Source organism: Lentzea sp. NPDC060358 (assembly GCF_042725365.1).
Taxonomy (GTDB): Bacteria; Actinomycetota; Actinomycetes; order Mycobacteriales; family Pseudonocardiaceae; genus Lentzea.
Window position 1 is genome coordinate 39,378 of sequence record NZ_JBHXCW010000005.1, and the last position, 21,962, is coordinate 61,339.

A 21,962-nucleotide genomic window follows, 5' to 3' on the forward strand; every position below is an offset into this window, starting at 1 on the left:
GGGCATGGCCTCAGTCGTCCAGTGGATCCAGGGGACCCGCCCGCGCACCCTGCCGAACTCGATCGCGCCCGTGGTCGTGGGCGCGGCGGCCGCCCACCACATCGACGAGTTCAACGCGCTCTACACGGTGCTCGCGCTGGTCGTCTCGGTCGCGTTCCAGATCGGCGTGAACTACGCCAACGACTACTCCGACGGCATCCGCGGCACCGACGACGACCGGGTGGGACCGTTCCGGCTCACGGGTTCCGGCGCGGCCGAGCCGAAGAACGTGCGGCTGGCGGCGTTCATCTCGCTCGGCGTCGGCGCGGTGGCGGGCCTCGCGCTGGTGGCGCTGTCCGGGTTCTGGTGGCTGCTCGCGCTGGGCGCGGTGTGCATCGCCGGCGCCTGGTACTACACCGGCGGCAAGCGCCCGTACGGCTACGCGGGTCTCGGTGAGATCGCCGTGTTCCTCTTCTTCGGACCGGCCGCGGTGCTGGGCACGCTCTACGTGCAGACCGGTGAGATCACCGGCATCGGCATCGGGGCGTCGATCGCGATGGGCGCGATCTCGGCGGCGGTGCTGGTGGCGAACAACCTGCGCGACATCCCGACCGACGCCGTGTCGGGCAAGCGGACGCTGGCCGTGGTGCTGGGCGACAAGGACACGCGCCGCCTGTACCTGGCGCTGATCGCCGTGCCGTTCCTGATCGCGCTGGGCATGGTCGTGCGGGTGCCCTACGCGTTGCTGGGCTTCCTCGCGGCGCCGATCCTGCTGCCCGCGGTGCGCCGCGTGGCGGCCGGCCGGGGCGGCCGGGACCTGATCCCCGTGCTGCAGTTCACCGGGATCGCCATGCTCGCGTGGGCCGTGCTGGTCAGCGTCGGACTGGTCCTCGACTGACGTTCGTCACCACGCGTCCTCGGTGAACTGCATCGGCTCGTCGTCGTCCGTGCGCGCGGGCCTGCGCGGCGGTGGCGGCGGGGCGGTCTCGCCCTTGATCAGCTCGTCCAGCTTCGCCCGGTCGGCTTCGAGGGCCTGGCGCACCAGCGGGTCGTGGCTCGCCTCGCCCGTGAGGACCTGGCGCCAGCTCAGACCCGCACCGCGCGCGATGCGGTCGGCGAGCAGGCGCATCGCCGGGGACGCCTCGCTCGACTTGGCGAACTGCATGACCCGGCGGACGTCCTCGGTGGACGGTTCCTTGCCCCGCAGACCCTGCTGGGCCGACCGCATGGCGCGGTCGACGTCGGCGACCGCGCCCGTCAGGAAGTCCTCCGCGGCGCGGATGTCGGGTGTCCGCCAGGCCGTCATCACCACTTGTCCTCCGTGAAGATGTCCGGGTCGAGCGCGTCGCCGTCGTCGGGACCGCGGCGCGGGCGCTGGGCCTCCATGATCTCCTCGGCGGTCATGCCCTCCTGCAGCATCTGGAACGCCTGCTTCATCTTCTGGACGTTCTCGGCCTGCATGGCCTGCACGTCGGGGTCCTGCGCCACCTTGCCGGAGACGACGTCCTCCCACGTGAACTCGCCCGCGTCGACCTTGCGCTTGAGCGCCTTGAGCTGCTCGGGCGCGTCGCGCTCCTGCGCGGCCCGCTCGACCTGCTGGGCGATCGCCTTGAAGTCGACCGGCGGCACCGGCGGCAGCGGCGTCTCCTTGAGGCGGTTCGCGAGGTCCTGCGCCTCCTTGAAACGCGCGTCGACCTGCGCCTCGGCGGCGCGCAGCTCCGGCGTCTTCCAGCTGTCGTTCGGGGTGGTCATGCGTTCCCCCTGCCGAAGAGCCCGCGGCGGACCGGCCTCGCGTCCCCGCGGATGTCGTTCACCTCGGCACGCTGCGCGACCGTGCGCCACTGCCGGAAGTCCACTTCGGACAGGCCGAGCTCCTGCGCCGTCTCGTGGTTCTCGCCGATGAAGTGCAGCACGGCCTGGTCGCCGAGCACACCGACGATCTCGAACTCCGCTCCCCGGTAGGTGCAGAGCGTGCGGACCAGCTGGAGGTCCTGGACGACCGCGTCCGGCACCTCGAGGAACCGGGCGCCGTTCTCCTCGGTGAAGTCGTCCGGCGCCGGCTGACCGGCCAGCGGGTGCAGCAGCACGCCGCCGGGCGTCGGTCCGAAGTCGACGTCGAAGTCCTGGTCGCGGTAGCGGCCGATCAGTCCGCGGCGGACGGTCGGCCGGTGCGGCACCGGTGCGGGCCAGTACCTGCCGGGACCGAAGCCGACGTCGCCGGTGGGGACCCACCCGACCTGGCGGTGCAGGTACTTGCCGACGCTGCGGCCCCGGCCGTCCGGCTCGAACCGCCACAGCTCCGTGCCTGCCGGGAGCTCGGCGAGGTCCATGACGTACTCGGGAACGGGGTTCTCGCTCGGCGTGTAGCCGGTGCCGGTGAACGGCGGCGGGTAGACGCGCGTGGTGCCCATCTTCCGCGCGCCGTCGAGCGTGGGCCCGCCGAAGCTCGTGTCGAACAGCTCGGTCGTGTGCGCCAGGAACCGCAGCAGGTACTGCGTGCCGCGGGGCCAGTCCGCGACCTTGTCCACGCCGAAGACCTCGGCGAACTGGTCGGAGGTGCCCTGCGGGAAGTCCTGCCCGCGCGTCACGAACCCGGCGGCGCGGTGCGGCTCGAACTTGCCCGGCACGACGACGTTGCCCAGGTAGAGCTGCGCGACGGCCGGGTGGACGATCTTCTGCAGGATCGTCTCCGGGCCGATGCCCGCGGCCTTGCGGACGGCCTGTGGGGTGCTCATCCCTGGTTCTTCTCCTTCCACCGCGCCAGGAAGTCGGTGCGGTCGACCTGCACGTCGTGGAGCTCGCCGACGTCGATCGTGGCCGTGTAGCCGTTGTACTGGTCGCCCTCGAGCCCGTTCTGCTGGGCCCACGAGTACTCGCCGCCCGCGTACCCGGCCTCCGCCTTGCCGTCACGCGTGGCGACGACGTTGAACGGCTGCCCGCGCCAGAGGGCGGTCATCCGCTCTTCGTACCAGGAGTCGAGCTCCGTGACGGGGACCGTCTTGAGCTCACGGCCGTTGTAGGTCTCGAACCGTTCGTCGTTCGTGTAGCTCACGCCGGGGATCTTGCGGATCCAGACGTGGTGCGCGTCCTCGCTGCCCGCGAAGAACACCTCACCCCGGTACTCGGCCATCTCCTGCGAGTACTGGGTCATCAGAGCTTCGTCCAGCCGAACTTGCGGTCGTACACGGCGTGCAGTTTCTCAGAGCCGTCCGCGTTCACCTGCCAGATCTCGGCACGATCCGGCAACGGCGTGCCGCCGTCGACGCGCCACTCCGGCATGCCGCCCATCGTGGAGCCGGTGCCGGTGAACGGGTCGTAGCCGTCGTGGACCTGGGCGCTCCCGCCGGCCGCCGCCATCTGCTTCTGCGACGCCTCGTAGTGCGCCTGCTCCTGCGGCGACTGGTAGTGCGACTCCGGGTACGGACCGGGCTGGGTGAAGTCGGGCACGTCCTTCTTCGGGCCGCCGAACGGCACGTTGTGGTTGCCGGCGTTCTGGTCGGTCACCTCGTACCGCAGCTGCATCGCGGACTGCGCGCCCTCGGGGATCGGCGTCCAGCCCTTGCCCTTGTCGTCGAGCGCGAGGCTGTCCCGCAGGCCCTGCGGCGTGTTGTCCACGACCACGTCCTGGCCGCGGGCGATGGAGCCACCCATCTGGTTCTGCCAGGTCTCCTGCTTGCTGCCCGGCGCGTGCGGCTGGTCGGGCAGGTACGTGCCGAGCGCGCCCTGGTTGAGGGCCTTGGTGACGATGTCGCCGCTGCCCACCTGGATCTGGTTGCGGACGTCGGCGACGTGCTGGGCCTCGCTCGGGCTGAGCTCGGTGGACAGCTTCTGGCTCAGCTCGACGTAGCGCTCGCGGGCGGCCTGGTCGGGCAGCATCTGCTCGAGCTGGTGCTGGTAGCCCTGGCCCTGCGCCGCCATCGCCGCCGCGTCGAAGTGGCCCTTGAGGTCGGGGCCGGTGGGCGGGGGCGGGGTGCCGCCGTCGCCGTTGTTGTTGTCGCTGTCCGGATGGGACGGGGTGTCGTCGTGCCTGGGGTCCGGCGTGTGGTCGGCCGGCGTGTGGTCCGGCGTGTGGTCGACGGGCGGCGTGTGGTCGACGGGCGGGGTGTCGTGCGGCTTGGAGTCGGCGCCGCTGGCGTCGGTGTCGTGGGGCTTGTGGTCGTCGCCGTGGGGCCGCGTGTCGGTGTCGTGCGGCTGGGTGCCCGTCGAGCCGGTGGGCGTCGTGTCGTGCGGACGCGAGGGCGACGGGTCGTGCGGGGCCGTGCCGGAACCGCTCGGGGCCGAGTGGTCCGTGGTCGGCGCCGGGTGCCCGGGAGGTGAGGGCAGGCCGCCGCCGGCGCTCGAGGACGGGTGTCCCGGAGGCGACGGCAGGCCGCCGCCCGAGCTCGGCGTGTGGCCCGGGCTCGGCTGGTGGCCGGGGGCCGGCGTGTGGTCCGGGGCCGGGTGTCCGGGCGGGGACGGCAGGCTGCCGCCCGTGTGGGCGGGAGCCGTGGGGGTCGCGGTGCCCGCACTGGCGCTCGGGTGGCCGGGAGGCGAGGGCAGGCCGGAGCCGCCCTGCGTCGGGTGGGTGCCCGCGGCCCCCGGCGTCGAGTGCTCGCCCGTGCCGGTGTGGCCGGGAGGCGTGGGCAGGCCGCTGCCCGCACCGGGCGTGCCCGGAGTCGGGTGGGTGCCCGCGGAACCCGGAGCGGTGTGCGAATCGGGCGTGCCGTGCGAGCCCGGCGTGCCCGGGGTGCCGTGCGAGCCCGGCGCCGGGTGCGAACCCGGCGTGCCTGGCGTGCCGTGCGAGCCCGGGGTGCCCGGCGTGCCGTGCGAGCCCGGGGTGCCCGGCGTGTTGTGCGAGCCGGAGGTGCCCTGCGTCGGGTGCGTGCCGGCCGAGCCGGGGGTCGGGTGCGTGCCGGGAGCCGTCGGCAGGCCGGAGCCGGGACGCGCGCCACCCGTGCCGGAAGCCGTGCCGGAACCCGAGCCGGAGCCCGTGTTCGCGTGGCTCGGCGGGGTCGGGAGGCCCGAGCTCGTGGACGGGGGCGTCGGCAGGCCGGTGCCGCCAGGTCGGGCGCCGGCACCCGTGCCGGACTGCGCGCCCGCCGACGGGAACGCCGGGACACCGCCCGCGCCGGGGCGCGAGCCCGAGCTCCTCGTCTGGTCGCCGCCGCCCGCGCCGCCTCCCATCGGGGCGCCCATCGGCATCGCGCCGCCCATCGGGGTGCCCTGGTGGGACGGCGGGGCCGCGGCGGGGGCCGCTGCTGCCGCGTGCGTCGTGTCCAGGCGGGGCGGGGCGCCCGTGGGGCCGTGGCCGGTCTGGGGGACGCCGCCCGACGCCGCGGGGACGTGTCCCGCGCCTGCCGGGACGTGGCCCGCGCCCGTGGGTGCGGTGCCACCGCCACCACCGCCGCCACCGGCCAGCGAGGGCGGTGCGGAGACCGACGGGCCTGCCGCGGCCGCCGCGTGCGTGGCGGGGGCGTCCGCGCCGTGCACCGCCGGGGGTGCGGAGACCGGGGCGCCGCCGGGGGCCACGGCCGAAGCCGCCGCCGGTTTGGTGCCGTCGTCCGCCGAGCCCGGTGGTGTGCGGGCCTCGCTGACCTTCGAGCCGATGTCGCGGCCGCGGTCGGCGATCTCGGTGGCCGACTCCTTGATGGACGTCATGTCGTCGCGGATGTCGTTGACCGCGTTGCGGACGTCGCGACCGGCCTCCGCCACCTCCTGGGTGGCGTTCATGGCCTCGGCGAGGGAGTCGGCGTCCTTGAGCTTGCCGATCGCCGAGAAGACCCGGCCCACGGCGTCGAAGAGCGACTTCACGTCGGCGATGAGCTTCTGGACCGTGTCGATGATGTCCATGACGCGGCGGTAGATCTGGTAGGCGTTCCAGACCATCTCGGCGGCCTTGATCCAGCCCGCCACCGGGACCCAGACGGTCGCTGCTGCCTCCAGCAGCTTGTTGACCAGGTAGTCGAGCAGGCGCGCGGCCTGCTTGCCCAGGGCCTCCGCGCCGGACGCGACCGTGTCGAAGCCCTTGGCGATCAGCTGGGCGACGCCCATCTCCGCGAGGAGACCAGCCTTCCAGCCCAGCGCGATGTACGCCTCGTGGGCACGGGCGGCGTCGCCGTCCCAGCTGTTGCGCACCTTGCCGACGGCGTCGGTGAGGTTGTACGAGACGTCGTTCATGGCGTTGCCGACCATGCGCCACGCGTCGCCGTCGGCGCGGATCTTCGACCAGTCGCCGGTGATCGGCGTGATGATCGTGGCGACCAGGCTCTCGCCCGTGACCGCCTCGAAGACCCAGTTGACGGCCTGCACGCCCCAGCCCTGGTCGCGCAGGACGTCGTTCAGCGAGGCCGTGTCGACGTCGGGCTGCTTCAGCGAGGCAGCCACCGGGCGCGGGTCCCGGTACGCGGCGGCCGTCACTTGAGGAGCCCGTCGAAGATCTTCATCTGAGCGCGGTCGACGTCCTCGTAGACCTTGGCCGTCGCGTCGACCGCGGACGCCGCGCCCTCGAGCTTCGACTTGCCGAAGTCGAGCGTCTCGTCGAAGAGGGCGCGCACGACGTCCACGCCCGGCTGCAGCAACGTCAGCAGGCCGGTGAAGCCCGCCTTGTCGCACGCCGTGGCGTGGACGTACTTGCGGATCGTCTCGAACTCTTGGGCCTCGGTGCGCAGGTACTCGGCGTACGTGCGCAACTCGGCCGCGTCGGTGAACAGCGACGACACAGGTCCCCCCTGCGGACTCAGGTGCTCAGGTCACGCTGTGACGCACGATGCTCGTCACCAGTTCCCCGTGCGGTGGAAGTTGTTCAGGCGGTCGAGGCACGGGGCGAGGTCCATGCCCTGGGCCGTTACCCATGAGTCGTCGTAGTGGGTGTTCGCGTAACGCTCCCCGCCGTCGCAGAGCAGTGTGACGACGCTCCCGCGGGTCCGCGACTGGCGCATCTCCGCGATGATCTGGAACGCGCCCCAGAGGTTCGTGCCGGTCGAGCCGCCCACGCGCCGCCCGAGCAGGTCCTCCACGTACCGGATCGTCGCGATGGACGCCGCGTCCGGCACCTTGATCATCCGGTCGATGACCTCGCCGATGAACGACGGCTCCACCCGTGGCCGGCCGATCCCCTCGATCCCGGACCCGCGCGTGGCCACGAGCGAGCGGTCGTGGTCGCGCCACGCGTCGAAGAAGACCGAGTGCTCGGGGTCCACCACCGCCAGGCGCGTGTCGCGCTTCTGGTAGTGGATGTACCGGCCGATCGTGGCCGACGTGCCACCGGTGCCGGCGCCCACGACCACCCACTCCGGGTCCGGCGACGGCTCCAGCCGCATCTGCTCGAAGATGGACTCGGCGATGTTGTTGTTGCCGCGCCAGTCCGTGGCCCGCTCGGCGTGGGTGAACTGGTCCATGAAGTGGCCGCCGAGCTCGGCCGCCAGCCGCCGCGACTCGTCGTAGAGCGCCGACGGCTCGTCGATGAAGTGGCACCGGCCACCCTGCCGCTCGATCAGCGCGACCTTCTCGGCCGAGGTCGAGCGGGGCATCACGGCGATGAACGGCAGCCCCAGCAGCCGGGCGAAGTACGCCTCGGACACCGCCGTGGAACCGGAGGAGGCCTCGATCACGGGCGTGCCGCCGGTGATCCAGCCGTTGCAGATCGCGTAGAGGAACAACGAGCGCGCCAGCCGGTGCTTCAGCGAACCCGTGGGGTGGGTCGACTCGTCCTTCAGGTAGAGGTCGATGCCCCAGTCGAGAGGGAGCGGGTAGCGCAGCAGGTGGGTGTCGGCGCTGCGGTTCGCGTCCGCCTCGATGATCCCGACGGCCTCGCGCACCCAGTGCCTGGTCCTGCTGCAACACCGGTCAACGGATGTACTCACGCGCGCACGATAACCGCGCTTTCCCAGCTAGGCCTGGGTGACGGGACCTTCGTCACCACGCAGCTCGGAGCGCAGCCTGTCGCGCTGCTCCCGGCGCTCGGCCTGGCGCTCGTTCAGCCCGGCCGCGACGCGCTCGCGCAGCCCCTTGAAGACGAACAGCGAGGCGGGCAGCGCCACGACGATCCCGACGGCGAGCGCGGGCAGCAGGGGAACCTTGAACAACATGAGCGCGCCCGTCACCACCGCGACGAGACCGAGGCGGGCGAGGACGTAGAGCGTCACATCACGAGCGAGCACCCGTTCAGGTTACGTCGCCGTCCTCGTCCACGGTGTTCGGGCGCCCCTCGAAGCGCGTGGACAGCACCACGGTCGTGCGGGTGCGGGCGACACCGGGGATGCGCCGCAACCGGCCCAGCGACCGCTCCAGGTCGTCCACGGTGGCCACCCTGACCTTGACGATGAACGACTCGTCCCCGGCCACCCGGTAGCAGGACTCGACCTCGTGCAGCTCGCCCAGGGCGACCGCGACCTCGTTGTCGTCCGCGATGTCGGTGGGGTGGATGCCGATCAGCGCGGTGACGCCCAGGCCGACGGCGCTGGGGTCGACGACGGCGTGGTAGCCGACGATCACGCCGCTGGCCTCGAGCTTGCCGACCCGCTCGTGCACGGCGGAGGCGGACAGGCCGACCTGCCTGCCGAGGTCGGCGTAGGTGGCACGCCCGTTGGCGCGCAGTGCGGCGATGATCTGTCGATCAAGGGCATCCACCCGCGTAACCCTATGCCCCACGCGTGCACACACGTCGCACAGGTCACACACGGGGCCCGCGGACGCATGTCCGAATCGCGCCGGTCGTCCCTTACTACCTCTTTACCAAAAAACAAGCGTTCGAGTACCCGATGGGTCAGATGCCACGATCGGACCTGAACGTCTGATCTGAGGAGGACGCGTGACTGCAGCCACCGAGCGCCTGTTGACGCCGGGAGAAGTCGCCAATCTGTTCCGGGTCGACCCGAAGACCGTGACCCGCTGGGCCACCGCCGGTCGGATCGGTTCGATTCGCACGCCTGGAGGACACCGCAGGTTCCGTGAGACCGAGGTGAAGGCGCTGCTCTCGGAGCTCACCACCGAGGCCACTGAACCCGTCCGGCACTGAAACCGTAGTAATCCCTGTGCCGCGGGTAATCTCGTGGCAAAGGGAGGTGGCGACACGATGATCTACCTGCTGGCGGTGATCGGTGCGCTCACCGTGGCTGTGCTCGTGTGGCGAGCTTTCGCCCCGCAGCACTCGGAGTACACCCCAGGCCGCAAGGTGATCGCACCCGACGACGACCCGGAGTTCCTGCGCAAGCTCGACGAGCAGCGCAAGCGCGACGAGTGAACGGAAAAGGGGCCCTGATCGCAGGACCCCTTTCCGTAAGACGAGCTGGTCAGGCGTGCGGGAAGTCGTCCGCGACGACCGCGGCCAGCTCGAGCAGCGCCAGACGCGTCTCCGGCGCGAGCTGGTCCAGCGCGATCTCCGCGCCCTCTTCGAGGTGCGCGTCGAACGGCAGCCGGACCACGGCCCGGCAACGCTGCTGGAAGTGGGCGACGAGCTTGTCGAGGTCGACCTTGCCCGACTTCGGGCGCACCGAGTTGATGACGCACACCGACTTGGCGACCAGGTCGCGGTAGCCGTGCGCCTCGAGCCAGTCGAGGGTGGCGGCCGAGGTCTGCGCGCCGTCGACCGACCCGGACGACACGAGCACCAGCGAGTCGGCCTCGTCGAGCACGCCCTTCATCGCGGAGTGCATGAGTCCGGTGCCGCAGTCGGTGAGCACGATGTTGTAGAAGTGCTCGAGCAGCGCGACCGTGCGCCGGTAGTCCTCTTCGCTGAACGCCTCGGACACGGCCGGGTCCTGCTCGGACGCGAGCACCTCGAGGCGCGCCGGCGACTGCGAGGTGTAGGAGCGCACGTCGCTGTACTTCGTGATCCGCGTGGCGTCGCGCAGCAGGTGCCGCACGGTCGCCGTGGTCTCCCGCGGGATCTTCAGCGCCAGCGTGCCGCGGTCGGGGTTCGCGTCGACCGCGATCACCCGGTCGCCGCGCAGCGACGAGAACGTCGAGCCGAGCGTCGTGGTCGTCGTGGTCTTGCCGACGCCGCCCTTGAGCGACAGCATCGCAATCTTGTAGCACCCGCGCAGCGGCTGGTTGATCCGCGCGATCAGCTCGCGGCGGCGGATGTCGGCGGGGCTCTCGCCGAGGTTGATCATGCCGCCGGAGAGCGAGTGCAGCGACTTGCGCCAGCCCGACGTCGGCGGCCGCTTCTCCTTCTTGATCAGCTGCTGCGACGAGACCTGCTCCGCCTGCGAGCGGTACTGCTGCTGCGGGAAGTTGTTCGGGAACTGGCCGCCGGCGAACTGGCCGTACTGGGCCGTGTTGTGCGGGCCGGACTGGCCGCCGCCCACCGGATGAGCACCCGACTGGCCGCCGCCCACCTGGTAGTTGCCGGAGCCGTCCACGGAGTAGGAGCCGGACTGCGATCCCGGCACCGGGTACGGGCCCGAGGCGCCGCTGGGCACCTGGTACGGACCGGAGGCGCCGCTCGGCACCTGGTAGGGACCCGAGGCGTTGCCCGGCACCGGGTACGGGCCGGAGGCGCCACCCGGCACCGGGTAGGAACCGGACTGCGTGCCGCCCACCGGGTACGGGCCGGACTGCGTGCCGCCGACCTGCTGCGGGGCGACCTGCTGCGGATCGGGGTAGGCCGCAGCCTGGGGGTCGACGTACTGCGGGCCGGAGCCCTGTTCCTCACCCGGTGGATGCTGCCAGTTCACCGCTGTGGCCCTCCCTGAGCACGACGGACCAGGACTACCCCGACCCCCACGTTGCGACGGTACGCAACTACCAGCGGTTCCATCGACACGGGGGCCAAGTCGTTAGAGACCCGCGTAGGAATGCAACCCGCTGGTGACCAAGTTGATGAAGAACAGGTTGAAGACGTTGAGCGCGAAGCCCGCGACGTTGATCCACGCGGCACCGCGGCCGCGCCAGCCGGCCGTCGCCCGCGCGTGCAGGTACGCCGCGTAGACCACCCACGAGACGAACGCGACCGTCTCCTTCGGGTCCCAGCCCCAGAACCGGCCCCACGCCGCCTCCGCCCAGATCGCGCCGCAGATGATGCCCGCCGTGAACAGCGGGAACGCGAGCACGGTGGTGCGGTAGGACATGCGGTCGAGCACGTCGGCGGACGGCAGCTTCGGGAAGCGCTCCGGCTTCGAGTCCTTGAGCAGGTAGAGGATCGACGTCACACCGGGGATCAGCAGCACGCCGGACGAGATCGAGATCACCGAGACGTGGATGACGAGCCAGTACGACCGCAGCGCCGGCTGCACGGGCGCGGACTCGGCGTACAGGACGGTGCCGCCGAGGAACAGCAGGACCAGGATCGGGGTCAGCACGAACGCGCCGAGGCGGCGGATGGGGAACTTCGCCATCAGCACGATCCACGTCACCACGGCCGCGAGGCACAGCAGCGACATGTACTCGTACATGTTGCCCCACGGCGCACGACCGGCGGACAGACCGCGCATCACCAGCGACCCGAGGTGCAGCACCGCGCCGAGGACGGTCAGCGCGGCACCCATGCGGCCGAAGCGCTCCGACCGGGACGGCGCCTGCTTCGGCTCGTCGACCAGCACGTTCGGCGCACCGGCGCCGACCAGCGCCTTCTTGCTCGGCGCACGGGTGAACGCCTGCTCCACCGCGTACAGCATGATCGCGAAGAGGTAGACGCCCAGCGCGCTGCGGTACAGCCAGTCGCTGTAGGTCGCGAGGGTCTCGTTGACCGGCATCAGGACTTCTCCCCACTAGCGCCACTGCTCAGGACCGCGCGGGCGAGCCGCGTGAACTCCTCGCCGTATCCTGCCTGGTCAGTGCGGGCAAGACCGCCGACCTCGACCAACGTACGCCCGTCGTCGAGGCGGGTCGCACGCACCCACACCCTGCGGCGCTTCACGGTCAGCGAGACCCCGAGGCCGAGGATGATCAGGATGGCGAACACCAGCACGTAACCCTGCGTCGGGTCGTGCGAGACCTGCAACGACACCCAGTCGCTCACGGAGTCGAAGCGCACCTTGGTGCCGTCGTCGAGCGCGATCTCCTCGCCGAGGGCGAGGTTCTTGCGCGCGACCTTCTGCAACCGGCCCTGGTCGACCATCTTCATGTCGATCGAGAAGATCGACTGGCCGCGGCCGTCGTCCACGCCCAGGTCGCCGCGGTACACGTCGACCGCGACCATCGGGTCGTTCAGGGCGGGGAACTTCGAGTTCAGGATGTTGCCGTGCAGCAACGGCGTCGGCGCGAGCAGCCCGGTCACCGCGATCTGGTTCTTGCGCCGCGTCTCGGAGTCGGTGATGCCCGGCGGGTCGAACTTGGTGGCGCCCTCGGAGGCGAGCGTGAGCTGGTCGCTCGGCAGCCACTGGATGCCCTGCGTGCGCTTCTCGCCGTTGGGGAACGTCACCGTGAACGTCGGCGTGTAGCCGTGGCCGAGCAGGTAGAGGCGGTCGCCGCCGGTGCGCAGCGGGTGGTTGACCTGCAGGTCGTACGGCTTCCAGGTGTTCGAGGCGATGTCCTCGCCCGACTGGTAGCGGATGTCGGCGCGGTAGCCGACGGGCTGGCCGTTGTCGAGGTACTCCGCGGAGAACTTGCCGATCTCGACGCAGAACGGCGTGAGGTCCGTGCCGTCGACGCGCAGGCCGGGGCGGAACGAGTCGTAGTTGAAGATGCCGCCGTTGCAGAACTGGCCGCCGTTCGCCTGGACGATGACCTGGCCCTCGTAGCTGAACATCTTGCCCAGCGCGAACGACACGAGCAGGCCCAGCAGCGCGAAGTGGAAGACCAGGTTGCCGGTCTCGCGCAGGAACCCGCGCTCGGCGCTGACCGTGCCCTCGCCGGTGTCCGAACGCCAGCCCCGCAGGACCTGCTTCGCGCGCTCGACGGCCTCGTCCGGCGTCAGGTCGAGCTCGGCCTGGGCGTGGTGCGGCATGCGGGCGAGGTTGCGCGGCGTGAGCACCGGCTTCGCGCGCATCTGCTTGAAGTACTCGACCGTGCGGGGCAGCAGGCACCCGACGAGGGAGACGAACAGCAGCAGGTAGATCGCGGCGAACCACGGCGTGGCGTAGACCTCGAAGAACCCGAGCTTGAGCAGGACGTCGCCCCACCAGCCGTGCTCGGCGACGTACTGGTCGACCTTCGCCGCGTTCAACGACAGCTGCGGCAGCAGCGCGCCGGGCATCGCCGCGAGCGCGAGCAGGAACAGCAGGGTGAGCGCGGTCCTCATCGAGGTGAGGCCGCGCCACGTGTTGCGCAGGAAGGCGATCACTAGAGCGGCAACTCCACGACGTCGACGAACGAGTAGCGCAGCCACCCGACGAACTCGCCCCAGAGACCGGTGACGAGCGCGATCCCGACCATGATCAGCAGCACGCCGCCGAAGACCTGCACCTGGCGCGCGTGCGTGCGCAGCCACCTGGTGACGCCCAGCGCCCACCGCGCGCCGAGCGCGAGCACCACGAACGGCAGCCCGAGCCCGAGGCAGTAGGCGAGGACCAGCACGGCGCCGCGGACCGTCGACGACCCGATCTCGGTGCTGCGGGCCACGGCCAGCACGCCGGCGAGCGTCGGGCCCAGGCACGGCGTCCACCCGAGCGCGAACACGGCGCCGAGCAGCGGCGCCCCGACCAGACCCGCCTTCGGCCGGGTGTGGAACCGCACGTCCCTCTGCAGGGCGGGCACGAGGCCGATGAACACGAGGCCCATCAGGATCGTGACGACACCGCCGATGCGCTGGAACATGTCCGCGTTGAGCAGCAGCGCGTCCGTGGCGCCGAGGATCGTCATCGAGGCCAGCACGAACACGACGGTGAACCCCGCCACGAACAGCAGCGACGCGCCCGCGACCCGCAACCGGCCGGCCTTCGCGGGCTCGTCGGCCTCGACCCGCGGGGCCTCGGCCCCGACCAGACCGGCGAGGTAGGCGAGGTAACCGGGCACGAGCGGGACGACGCACGGGGAGGCGAACGAGATGAACCCGGCGAGCAGCGCGACTCCGGTGGCCAGCAGCAGCGGCCCGGAGATCGCCAGATCGGTGGGGTTCACACACCTCAGGGTAGGTAGTTGCCCAGATCACGCGACCACCGGCATCCCCTTACGGCCCGGTACAAGACTTGGTCCATAAGTGCCAACGAATTGCCGCTTGTGGGTGACAACTGTGTTGCTTAGCGTCAACACATGCATCGTTCGCGGGTGATCTTCCCGGCGCTGACCCTCACCGCGTTGTCCCTCTTCGCCCAGGCCCCCGCGGGCAACGCGGAACCGGCGATGGAGTGGCGCGAGGTCTTCAACGAGGACGGCTCGATCACCCAGACCCTCACCCCGAAGGCGCCCGCCGAGGAGTCCTCCGGCTTCCGGCTGGCCGCGGCGGCCGAGGTGACCAGGGTCTTCGGCGACCGCAACCCGTCCGACGCGTTCGACCTCGTCTTCGTCGGCGACGGCTACACGAGCGCCGACCTCGCGACCTACAGCGCCAACGTGCTGAGCAAGTGGAACGAGCTCTCGGCGGTCGAGCCGTTCGCGTCGTACAAGCAGTACTTCAACGTGTGGCAGGTCAACGTCATCTCCCCCGAGTCCGGTGTGGACCACGACCCGACCAAGGGGTTGCTCAAGGACACCGCGCTGGACATGGGCTTCTGGTGCCAGGGCCGCGACGCCCAGACCGAGCGCCTGCTGTGCGTCAACGAGACCAAGGCCAAGGAGTACGCGGCCGCGGCTCCCCAGGCCGACCAGGTGATCGCGCTCGGCAACACCACGAAGTACGGCGGCGCGGGCGGATCGGTGGCCACCGCGGCGGGGTCCAACGCCCAGGCGGGCCAGATCGCGATCCACGAGCTCGGCCACTCCATCGGCGGCCTGGCCGACGAGTACGACTACCCGTACGAGACCTACACCGGCTCCGAGCCGCGCGAGATCAACGTGACCAAGGACCCGGCCGGTGCGAAGTGGGGCGCCTACCTCGGGCAGCCGTCGCCGGACGGCGGCGTGGTCGCCCCCGTCGAGGGCGCCCGGTACTACAAGTCCGGTCTGTACCGGCCGACCGCGAACTCGATCATGCGCACGCTCGGCAAGGAGTTCAACTCGATCGGCCGCGACGCGATGGTCGACGCCTTCAAGGCGAAGATCCCGTCGCTGACGTTCGAGCCCGCTCCCGGACCGATCATCCGGCCGCGCGCCCGGTAGGAATTCCCCCGCACGGCGAAAAGTTCCTCTTCCGGGTCAACTCCTGGACACTTCGCGTCCACCGTCCACTGTGTGCTGAACCTTCCGGATCACCGGGTTACGGTGTCGTGCCCAGCGCGAACCCGTGAAGGGACGTCCGGCATGGCGATCGAACACGATGTCATCGACGTGCGGGTGTGCGAGCAGAGCCTGTGGATCGGCACCGACGAGTACCCGCTGGAGACCATCTCGGGCGTCGGCACCGGGCCGTGGGAGCCGGGCCGCGGACTCCTCGTGTGGCGGTTCCTCGGGTCCGTCGCCGGCTGGTGGCTCGCCGGTCTCCTGGTCGCGTCGGCGCTCGTCGTCCTGCGCCCCGGCCAGAACGGGCCGCCCGCGCTGGCCGTGCTCGGCCTGGTAGCGGTGACCGCGGCCAAGGCCGTGCGGCTGGCCTCCTGGCTGCGGTCCACGTTCCACGGGCTCGACCTCGAGATCGCCGGCGTGCCGAGGACGGTGCTGGCGAGCAAGGACGGCTCCGTCGTGCACGAGGTCGCCGCGCTGGTCACCACCGCCCTCGGCGATCCGGGCGCCGAGTTCCACGTCAAGGTCGAGAGCTACCGCCTGCGCACGCCGGAGCCCGGCGCGCGGACGCAGGCGGCGTGACTCACTCCCGGGCGAGCTCGTCCAGCACCGGCTGCAGGTCCGACGCGAGCACCGGCACCAGGAACGCCGCCGCGACCCTGTGCTCCTTGTCCACGACGAACGTGGACGGCACGGTGTTGGCCGGGACGCCGCGGAAGACGTTGACGAAGCTGCGCGACGAGGCGTCGTAGATCGACGGGTACGTCAGCGACCTGTCCTTCATGAAGTCCCGCGGGTGGTCCTTCGAGGTCTCCTTGACGTCCACGCCGAGCACCTGCGTGCCGGCGTCGAAGAGCTTCTGCATCTCCGGCGCCTCGGTGCGGCACGGACCGCACCACGCGCCCCAGATGTTGATGACGACCGGCTTGCCCGCGAAGTCGGAGAGCCGGACGGTCTTGCCGTCCTCCAGCAGGGACTCGCCCTCGAGGCCCTTGAGCTCCTTGCGCTCGCCGGGGGCGTAGCGGATCTTGACCTGGCCACCGGGCGCGACGAGGTAGAAGTCGCCGGCGCCGATCTGGGCGGCGTCCTTGCCGGTGGAACACCCCGCGACGAGCAGCAGCAGGACGAGCAACCGCTTCATGCGCCGGTCACCCTGGGGTTCGTCACGCCCACGGGCTCGCTGTAGGCGATCCGGACCAGCTGCTCGCCCTCGAAGATCAGCGAGGTGAGCGAGGCCAGCGAGCACTCGCGGCGGCGCGGGTCGTGCCACATCCGCTTGCCCTCGAGGAACCGGCGGACCGTCCAGATCGGCAGCTGGTGCGAGACGCAGACGGCCTCGTGCCCCTCGGCCTCGGCGCGCGCCTTCTGCACGGCGCCGAGCATCCGGTGGGCGATCTCGATGTACGGCTCGCCCCAGGACGGCTTGAACGGGTTCGTGAGCTTCGACCAGTGCTGCGGGGAGCGCAGCGCGCCGTCGCCGACCGCGACCTTCAGCCCCTGGAACTGGTTGTCGGCCTCGATCAGCCGCTCGTCGGTCGCCAGTTCCAGGCGGTGCGAGTCGGCGATCGGCGCGGCGGTCTGCTGCGCCCGCTCCAGCGGCGACGCGACGACGTGCACGATGTCGCGGTCGGCGAGGTGCTCGGCGACGGTCAGCGCCTGCTTCTGGCCGCGCTCGGACAGCTTGAAGCCGGGGATGCGGCCGTACAGGATGCCGGTCGGGTTGTGCACTTCGCCGTGGCGGAGCAGGTGGACGGTGGTGCGGCTCACTTGCTGGCCTCCTTGGCGGCACGAGCCGCGTGCGGCAGTGCGTCGGCGATCACGTCGAACTCCTCGTCACCCATGGCGGCGTTCACGAACCACGCCTCGAACGCCGACGGCGGGGCGTAGACGCCCCGGTCGAGCAGCGCGTGGAAGAACGGCGGGAAGCGCCACGTCTCGCACGCCTGCGCTCCCGCGTAGTCCTTCACCTCGGTAGAACCGAAGAAGACGCTCACCAGGTTCCCGGCGAACTGCACGCGGTGCTCGACGCCCGCCTCGGTCAGCGCCGCGGTGAACAGCGCGCCCAGACGCGTGGCGTTGCGGTCGAGCGCCTGGTAGACGCCCTCGTCGGCGGCGCGCAGGGTCGCGAGGCCAGCGGCCACGGCGACGGGGTTCCCGGACAGCGTGCCCGCCTGGTAGACGGGACCGGACGGGGCGAGCTTCGCCATCACGTCCGCCCGGCCGCCGAACGCCGCCGCGGGCAGGCCGCCGGACATGACCTTGCCGAACGTGTACAGGTCGCCCTTCACCCGCTCCAGGCCGAACCAGCCGGCGCGCGAGACGCGGAAGCCGGTCATGACCTCGTCCATGATCAGCAGCGCGCCCTCGGCGTCGCAGAGGTCGCGCAAGGCCTGGTTGAAGTCGGGCAGCGGCGCGACGGCGCCCATGTTGCCCGCCGCGGCTTCGGTGATGACGCAGGCGATCTCGCCGGGGTTGTCCGCGAACGCCGCGCGCACGGCCTCGACGTCGTTGTACGGCAGGACGATCGTGTCCGCGGCCTGCGCGCCCGTGACGCCGGGCGAGGTCGGCAGCCCGAGCGTCGCGACGCCGGAGCCCGCCTGGGCGAGCAGCGCGTCGACGTGGCCGTGGTAGCAGCCGGCGAACTTGACGACCTTGCGGCGCTCGGTGAAGCCGCGGGCGAGGCGGATCGCGCTCATCGTGGCCTCGGTGCCCGAGTTGACCAGGCGGACCTGCCGGACGGGCTCGACGCGGTCGACGATCTCGGCCGCGAGGTCGATCTCGCCCTCGGTCGGCGTGCCGAACGACAGACCGTGCACGGCCGCCTTCTGCACCGCCTCGACGACGGACGGGTGGGCGTGCCCGAGGATCATCGGGCCCCACGAGGACACCAGGTCGACGTACCGGTTGCCGTCGGCGTCCCACAGGTGCGGACCTTCGCCGCGCACCATGAAGCGCGGGGTGCCGCCGACGGAGTGGAACGCCCGCACCGGAGAGTTGACCCCGCCGGGGGTCAGCGTCGACGCGCGCTCGAACAGGGCCTGGGATCGACTCGCAGTCACGTACCCCAGTCTCACATGTCGGAGTCGGCGGCTTTCTGCGGCCGGGTGCGCACGGCCAGCAGGACCTGCCGCACCGCGTCGAGGACGAGAACCACGGCCAGCGTGACGGCGGCGGCGGCCGTGCCCAGCCAGTTGCCGTGCAAGCGCGTGGAGATGAGCGGTTCGCGGCCGTCGACCGGGTACTCGAGCCGCACGACACCGCGGTTCCAGCACCACACGGCGGCGATCACCAGCAGGACGACCGCGACGACCTCACCGGCGGCGACGAGCCACCGCTTGGGCTGGTGCAGGCCCGGGCCGGCGGGCTCCTCGGCGGTCTCGTCCACGAAGGTCTCCGGCTCGGTCACGGCCTCTGTCACGTCGCTCACCCTCTCACGACCCGCCGCAACGCGGCGACCAGGGCTTCCGGATCACGCGCCCAGCCCAGCACCACCGCGCCGTCGAGCAGCCGCAACGGCACCGCCGTCGTGCCCTTGGGCACCGACCAGCCGCCGCCGAGCACGCGGGCGCCGGTGGGCGCGCCGACGTCGCGGAACCCGTCGATCATCGCGACCGGCACCTTCTCCCGCCCGAACTGCGCCTCCTCGGCCGTGAGCACGACGCTGCCGGTCTTCACCCGGCCGTACACCCACAGCACCGCGCCGAGCGTCAGCCCGAGCCCCACGATCGTCCACAGCGCCGTGGAGGCGGGACCGGTGATCAGCTCGACCAGGTACCCGCAGACCGCGAACGCCGGTCCCCACAGCAGCGGCCACCAGCTGGAGCCGGACTCCCGGTACAGCACTAGCGGATGAACCTGTTCGACGGAGGCAGGAACTGCAGCACCACGGCCGCGACGGTGAGCCCCATGACCAGGACGGTCATCGCCACGGCCGGCTGCCACACCTGCGCCGCCAGTGCGATGAACAGGATCGCGATCATCGTCAGGAACCCGAGCACGGCGAGGATCGTGAGCAGGATCCGCGCCCAGCTCTGCCCGTTGCGCAGCACGACGGCGAACGCGATGTACGGCGCCGCGGCCACGAGCATGCCGAAGCCGGACATCAGCGCGAGCGCCCGCACCCCGAACTCGCCGGCCTGCCGGTCGCGTTCCGAGACCACGTCGTCCGGGCTGACGAAGTAGTCGGCGTTGGTCAGCAGCATCACCGGCAGCACCGCCACGGACAGCACCGCGGCCGCGATCCAGATCCACATGGCGGCGGTGATCGTGGGCGGCCGGGCCGGCGCCAGCTCCTGCGGCAGCACGGGCGAGAGCGGCGCCATCGAGAAGCTCGCCTGCCCGACGTGGCTCACCTGGTACTGGCCGGCGTACGGCTCCTGGCCCGCGGGGTGGGAGCCTGCGGGGTAGGAGCCCGCGGGGTTCTGCCACTGGGCGTTGTCCGGGTTGGACCAGGGGTCCTGCGGTTGGGTCACTTCTCACGCACCTCCGCCACCCACTGTGCCGCAGTGCGCTGCCACGTGAAGACGATCGCCACGCAGATGAGCAGAAGCGTGACCAGGTTCGCCGCGCTGACCCCGACGACGAGCACCCACAGCATGTGCACGATCGCGACGACCGACAGCGCCGGCCGGGCCCAGCCCCTGCGCCGCAGGAACGCGCGGGTGAGCCAGCCGTAGAGCGCCGCGAGGACCGCGCTGATGACGGTGAGCGCGACCAGGAAGTTCGTCACGTCCCCGGACGACCGGCCGCTGAGCTGCTCGATCTCCCCGCGCTGCCACCACAGCCCGGCCGTGGTGAACAGGGTGAAGACGGCGGTGGCGAGCCACAGCCCGACCGCGACGCGAACGGGCTTGGGAGCGTCGTTCACGACGTCTCGCGCTCGGCCAGGTAGTCGCTCGACTGCCGGAAGAAGAGCAGCACGAGGCCCGCGACGGCGATCAGCGCCGCCACGACGCCGAGCGTGTTCGTGATCATCTGGAAGAACAGGCCGATCAGCAGCGTGATCGTCAGCCCGGTGCGGCTCTTGCGCAGCCCGCCGCGGACCTTGCCCGCGAACCAGACGGCGAGCGCGCCGAGCACGACCGTCACCACCAGCGAGACGATCAGCAGCCCGTTGACCGTCGAGGCGATCATGTCCGGGGTGATGTTCTGGTCCTTGTTGCCCTGCACGGCGGCGTCGACCAGCGCCTGCTTGTTGAGCAGCACGTACAGCGCGGCCAGCACGGTCAGCGCCACCCCGGTCACGACGAGCCAGTAGCCGATCGTGATGGTGCCGGGAGTGCCCGATTCCTTCGGAGACGTCACGCTCGAAACCTAGGTCCGCGGGGAAGCGCTGTCCACCGTGACGCTCGTCCTGAAGTGCGCGGACGCCCGGTACATCAGCACGATCGCCGACGTGTCGAGCACCGCCGTGACGACCGTGACCCCGAGGTCGGCCGCCGTCATCTCCACCCCGGCCGACGCCGCGACGCCGCTGCCCCACGCCGCCACCCGGAACAGTCCGAACGCGACGGAGGCAGCTCCCAGCACGGTCAGCGCGATCCGGGCCCGGTTCCGCCCGCGTGCCATCGCGTTGGCCAGCCGCGTGTACGCCACCAGGACCACGAGGGCGATCAGCAGTCCGAAGAGGATCCCGCCGTTCACGCCCGCGTCGACCTGGTCCTGCCCGAGCCCCGGGTTCTGCCTGCGGGCCTCGGACACGAGCAGCTCGCGGTCGAAGAGCTGCGCGACGAACCGCAGCATGCCGATGCCGGCGCTGGCGATCCACAACCAGCGCGCGACGTCGATCGGACGTGGTGGTGCTACCGGTCCAGCCACCGGGCGGCTTCCACTGCCCAGTAGGTCAGCACGATGTCCGCGCCGGCGCGGCGGATGGACGTGAGCGACTCGAGGATCGAGCGCTCGCGGTCGATCCAGCCGTTGCGGGCGGCGGCCTCGATCATCGCGTACTCGCCGGAGATCTGGTACGCCGCAACGGGAACGTCCGAGATCTCGGCGACCGAGCGCAGCACGTCCAGGTACAGCAGGGCCGGCTTGACCATGACCATGTCCGCGCCCTCGGCGAGGTCGAGCTGCACCTCGCGCAGCGCCTCGCGGGCGTTGGCCGGGTCCTGCTGGTAGGTCTTGCGGTCGCCCGCGAGCTGCGACTCGACGGCGTCGCGGAACGGGCCGTAGAACGCCGACGCGTACTTGGCCGCGTAGGCCAGCACACCGGTGTCCTGGAAGCCCGCGGCGTCCAGGGCGTTGCGGATGAACGCGATCTGGCCGTCCATCATGCCGCTCGGGCCGACGACGTGGGCGCCGGCGCGGGCCTGGGCCACGGCCATCTCTCCGTAGACCTCCAGCGTCGCGTCGTTGTCGACCGTGCCGTCGGCGGCGAGCACGCCGCAGTGGCCGTGGTCGGTGAACTCGTCGAGGCAGCAGTCCGACATCAGGACGGTGCTGTCGCCGAGCTCGGCGCGCAGGTCGCCCAGGGCGGCGTTGAGGATGCCGTCCGGATCGGTGCCGCCGGAGCCGACGGCGTCGCGCTCGGCCGGGACGCCGAACAGCATGATGCCGCCGACGCCCGCCTGCACGGCCTCGACGGCGGCTTTGCGCAGCGAGTCGCGCGTGTGCTGGTGGACGCCCGGCATGCTGCTGATCTCAGCGGCCTCGGACGCGCCTTCCTTGACGAACATCGGCAGCACGAGCTGGCGGGGGCGCACCTCGGTCTCGGAGACCAGGCGGCGCATGGCGGGCGTCGTGCGCAGACGCCGCGGCCGGTGCAGTGGGTACATCGTGTGACTCCCTGACGGAGAGTCGAAGGGGCCGCC

The 21,962-nt window shown here is 71.3% G+C and carries 28 protein-coding genes; 5 read left to right on the top strand and 23 right to left on the bottom strand.

Annotated elements, in window-relative coordinates:
- Positions 1–4 precede the first annotated feature (4 nt).
- Complete coding sequence (locus ACFWGZ_RS02135) at positions 5–877, top strand: 1,4-dihydroxy-2-naphthoate polyprenyltransferase (protein WP_382449602.1); 873 nt, start codon at positions 5–7, stop codon at positions 875–877.
- 6 nt (positions 878–883) lie between these two features.
- Here ACFWGZ_RS02135 and ACFWGZ_RS02140 read toward each other — a convergent pair whose 3' ends face one another.
- From ACFWGZ_RS02140 to ACFWGZ_RS02180, 9 genes are read right to left on the bottom strand one after another with little or no spacing between them, the layout of a single operon-like run.
- Positions 884–1,285 carry a hypothetical protein gene (locus tag ACFWGZ_RS02140; RefSeq protein ID WP_382449603.1) on the bottom strand — a complete coding sequence of 134 codons (402 nt, stop codon included), beginning with the start codon at positions 1,283–1,285 and terminating at the stop codon, positions 884–886.
- On the bottom strand, positions 1,285–1,731 hold the full coding sequence (locus ACFWGZ_RS02145; protein WP_382449604.1) for a hypothetical protein: 447 nt from the start codon (positions 1,729–1,731) through the stop codon (positions 1,285–1,287). Before ACFWGZ_RS02145 ends, ACFWGZ_RS02140 begins: the two co-directional genes overlap by 1 nt.
- The gene (locus ACFWGZ_RS02150) at positions 1,728–2,714 is read right to left on the bottom strand and encodes a hypothetical protein (protein WP_382449605.1); all 987 of its coding nucleotides are present in this window, start codon (positions 2,712–2,714) and stop codon (positions 1,728–1,730) included. The genes ACFWGZ_RS02145 and ACFWGZ_RS02150 overlap by 4 nt, the downstream gene beginning before the upstream one ends.
- Complete coding sequence (locus tag ACFWGZ_RS02155; protein WP_382449606.1) at positions 2,711–3,130, bottom strand: hypothetical protein; 420 nt, start codon at positions 3,128–3,130, stop codon at positions 2,711–2,713. Before ACFWGZ_RS02155 ends, ACFWGZ_RS02150 begins: the two co-directional genes overlap by 4 nt.
- A complete protein-coding gene (locus ACFWGZ_RS02160) occupies positions 3,130–6,342 on the bottom strand; it encodes a hypothetical protein (protein ID WP_382449607.1) in 3,213 nt (1,070 codons plus the stop codon). Before ACFWGZ_RS02160 ends, ACFWGZ_RS02155 begins: the two co-directional genes overlap by 1 nt.
- Positions 6,343–6,371: 29 nt before the next feature.
- Positions 6,372–6,677 (bottom strand): hypothetical protein, encoded by a 306-nt coding sequence (locus ACFWGZ_RS02165; RefSeq protein ID WP_382449608.1) that lies wholly within the window; start codon positions 6,675–6,677, stop codon positions 6,372–6,374.
- 54 nt (positions 6,678–6,731) lie between these two features.
- Complete coding sequence (locus ACFWGZ_RS02170; RefSeq protein ID WP_382449609.1) at positions 6,732–7,820, bottom strand: PLP-dependent cysteine synthase family protein; 1,089 nt, start codon at positions 7,818–7,820, stop codon at positions 6,732–6,734.
- Positions 7,821–7,847: 27 nt separating this feature from the next.
- Positions 7,848–8,117 (bottom strand): DUF4229 domain-containing protein, encoded by a 270-nt coding sequence (locus tag ACFWGZ_RS02175; protein ID WP_382449610.1) that lies wholly within the window; start codon positions 8,115–8,117, stop codon positions 7,848–7,850.
- Positions 8,118–8,121: 4 nt separating this feature from the next.
- Complete coding sequence (locus tag ACFWGZ_RS02180; protein ID WP_382449611.1) at positions 8,122–8,586, bottom strand: Lrp/AsnC family transcriptional regulator; 465 nt, start codon at positions 8,584–8,586, stop codon at positions 8,122–8,124.
- Between the two features lie 181 nt (positions 8,587–8,767).
- Here ACFWGZ_RS02180 and ACFWGZ_RS02185 point away from each other — a divergent pair, with 181 nt between their 5' ends.
- Both ACFWGZ_RS02185 and ACFWGZ_RS02190 read left to right on the top strand, forming a co-directional pair.
- Positions 8,768–8,974, top strand: a complete 207-nt coding sequence (locus ACFWGZ_RS02185; protein WP_030473853.1) for a BldC family transcriptional regulator — start codon at positions 8,768–8,770, stop codon at positions 8,972–8,974.
- A 57-nt stretch (positions 8,975–9,031) separates the two neighbouring features.
- Positions 9,032–9,199 (top strand): hypothetical protein, encoded by a 168-nt coding sequence (locus ACFWGZ_RS02190; protein ID WP_086667950.1) that lies wholly within the window; start codon positions 9,032–9,034, stop codon positions 9,197–9,199.
- A 49-nt stretch (positions 9,200–9,248) separates the two neighbouring features.
- Here ACFWGZ_RS02190 and ACFWGZ_RS02195 read toward each other — a convergent pair whose 3' ends face one another.
- From ACFWGZ_RS02195 to ACFWGZ_RS02210, 4 genes are all read right to left on the bottom strand, one after another.
- Positions 9,249–10,634, bottom strand: coding sequence for an AAA family ATPase (locus ACFWGZ_RS02195; protein WP_382449612.1), 1,386 nt, complete (start codon positions 10,632–10,634; stop codon positions 9,249–9,251).
- Between the two features lie 102 nt (positions 10,635–10,736).
- Entirely contained in the window at positions 10,737–11,651 is a 915-nt protein-coding gene (ccsB, locus tag ACFWGZ_RS02200; protein WP_382449613.1) for a c-type cytochrome biogenesis protein CcsB, read from the bottom strand.
- Positions 11,651–13,138 (bottom strand): cytochrome c biogenesis protein ResB, encoded by a 1,488-nt coding sequence (locus ACFWGZ_RS02205; protein WP_382449641.1) that lies wholly within the window; start codon positions 13,136–13,138, stop codon positions 11,651–11,653. The genes ccsB and ACFWGZ_RS02205 overlap by 1 nt, the downstream gene beginning before the upstream one ends.
- Positions 13,139–13,179: 41 nt before the next feature.
- A complete protein-coding gene (locus tag ACFWGZ_RS02210; RefSeq protein WP_382449614.1) occupies positions 13,180–13,956 on the bottom strand; it encodes a cytochrome c biogenesis CcdA family protein in 777 nt (258 codons plus the stop codon).
- 132 nt (positions 13,957–14,088) lie between these two features.
- Here ACFWGZ_RS02210 and ACFWGZ_RS02215 point away from each other — a divergent pair, with 132 nt between their 5' ends.
- Complete coding sequence (locus ACFWGZ_RS02215; RefSeq protein ID WP_382449615.1) at positions 14,089–15,093, top strand: M64 family metallopeptidase; 1,005 nt, start codon at positions 14,089–14,091, stop codon at positions 15,091–15,093.
- Between the two features lie 141 nt (positions 15,094–15,234).
- On the top strand, positions 15,235–15,732 hold the full coding sequence (locus ACFWGZ_RS02220) for a DUF6232 family protein (RefSeq protein ID WP_382449616.1): 498 nt from the start codon (positions 15,235–15,237) through the stop codon (positions 15,730–15,732).
- A 1-nt stretch (position 15,733) separates the two neighbouring features.
- Here the strand turns inward: ACFWGZ_RS02220 and ACFWGZ_RS02225 are convergent, their stop codons facing one another.
- The 10 genes from ACFWGZ_RS02225 to hemB are packed head-to-tail and all read right to left on the bottom strand — an operon-like array spanning position 15,734 to position 21,926.
- Positions 15,734–16,291 (bottom strand): TlpA family protein disulfide reductase, encoded by a 558-nt coding sequence (locus tag ACFWGZ_RS02225; protein WP_382449617.1) that lies wholly within the window; start codon positions 16,289–16,291, stop codon positions 15,734–15,736.
- Positions 16,288–16,917, bottom strand: a complete 630-nt coding sequence (locus tag ACFWGZ_RS02230) for a histidine phosphatase family protein (RefSeq protein WP_382449618.1) — start codon at positions 16,915–16,917, stop codon at positions 16,288–16,290. Before ACFWGZ_RS02230 ends, ACFWGZ_RS02225 begins: the two co-directional genes overlap by 4 nt.
- The gene (gene hemL, locus ACFWGZ_RS02235; protein ID WP_382449619.1) at positions 16,914–18,209 is read right to left on the bottom strand and encodes a glutamate-1-semialdehyde 2,1-aminomutase; all 1,296 of its coding nucleotides are present in this window, start codon (positions 18,207–18,209) and stop codon (positions 16,914–16,916) included. Before hemL ends, ACFWGZ_RS02230 begins: the two co-directional genes overlap by 4 nt.
- Before the next feature lie 11 nt (positions 18,210–18,220).
- Entirely contained in the window at positions 18,221–18,568 is a 348-nt protein-coding gene (locus ACFWGZ_RS02240; protein WP_382449620.1) for a hypothetical protein, read from the bottom strand.
- 5 nt (positions 18,569–18,573) lie between these two features.
- On the bottom strand, positions 18,574–18,993 hold the full coding sequence (locus ACFWGZ_RS02245) for a hypothetical protein (RefSeq protein ID WP_382449621.1): 420 nt from the start codon (positions 18,991–18,993) through the stop codon (positions 18,574–18,576).
- Positions 18,993–19,622: a hypothetical protein gene (locus tag ACFWGZ_RS02250; protein ID WP_382449622.1), complete on the bottom strand. Its 630-nt coding sequence runs from the start codon at positions 19,620–19,622 to the stop codon at positions 18,993–18,995. The genes ACFWGZ_RS02245 and ACFWGZ_RS02250 overlap by 1 nt, the downstream gene beginning before the upstream one ends.
- Positions 19,619–20,017, bottom strand: a complete 399-nt coding sequence (locus tag ACFWGZ_RS02255) for a hypothetical protein (protein ID WP_382449623.1) — start codon at positions 20,015–20,017, stop codon at positions 19,619–19,621. The genes ACFWGZ_RS02250 and ACFWGZ_RS02255 overlap by 4 nt, the downstream gene beginning before the upstream one ends.
- Positions 20,014–20,454, bottom strand: a complete 441-nt coding sequence (locus ACFWGZ_RS02260; protein ID WP_382449624.1) for a hypothetical protein — start codon at positions 20,452–20,454, stop codon at positions 20,014–20,016. The genes ACFWGZ_RS02255 and ACFWGZ_RS02260 overlap by 4 nt, the downstream gene beginning before the upstream one ends.
- A gap of 9 nt (positions 20,455–20,463) precedes the next feature.
- A complete protein-coding gene (locus ACFWGZ_RS02265; protein WP_382449625.1) occupies positions 20,464–20,967 on the bottom strand; it encodes a hypothetical protein in 504 nt (167 codons plus the stop codon).
- Positions 20,952–21,926: a porphobilinogen synthase gene (hemB, locus tag ACFWGZ_RS02270; RefSeq protein ID WP_382449626.1), complete on the bottom strand. Its 975-nt coding sequence runs from the start codon at positions 21,924–21,926 to the stop codon at positions 20,952–20,954. Before hemB ends, ACFWGZ_RS02265 begins: the two co-directional genes overlap by 16 nt.
- Positions 21,927–21,962 lie beyond the last annotated feature (36 nt).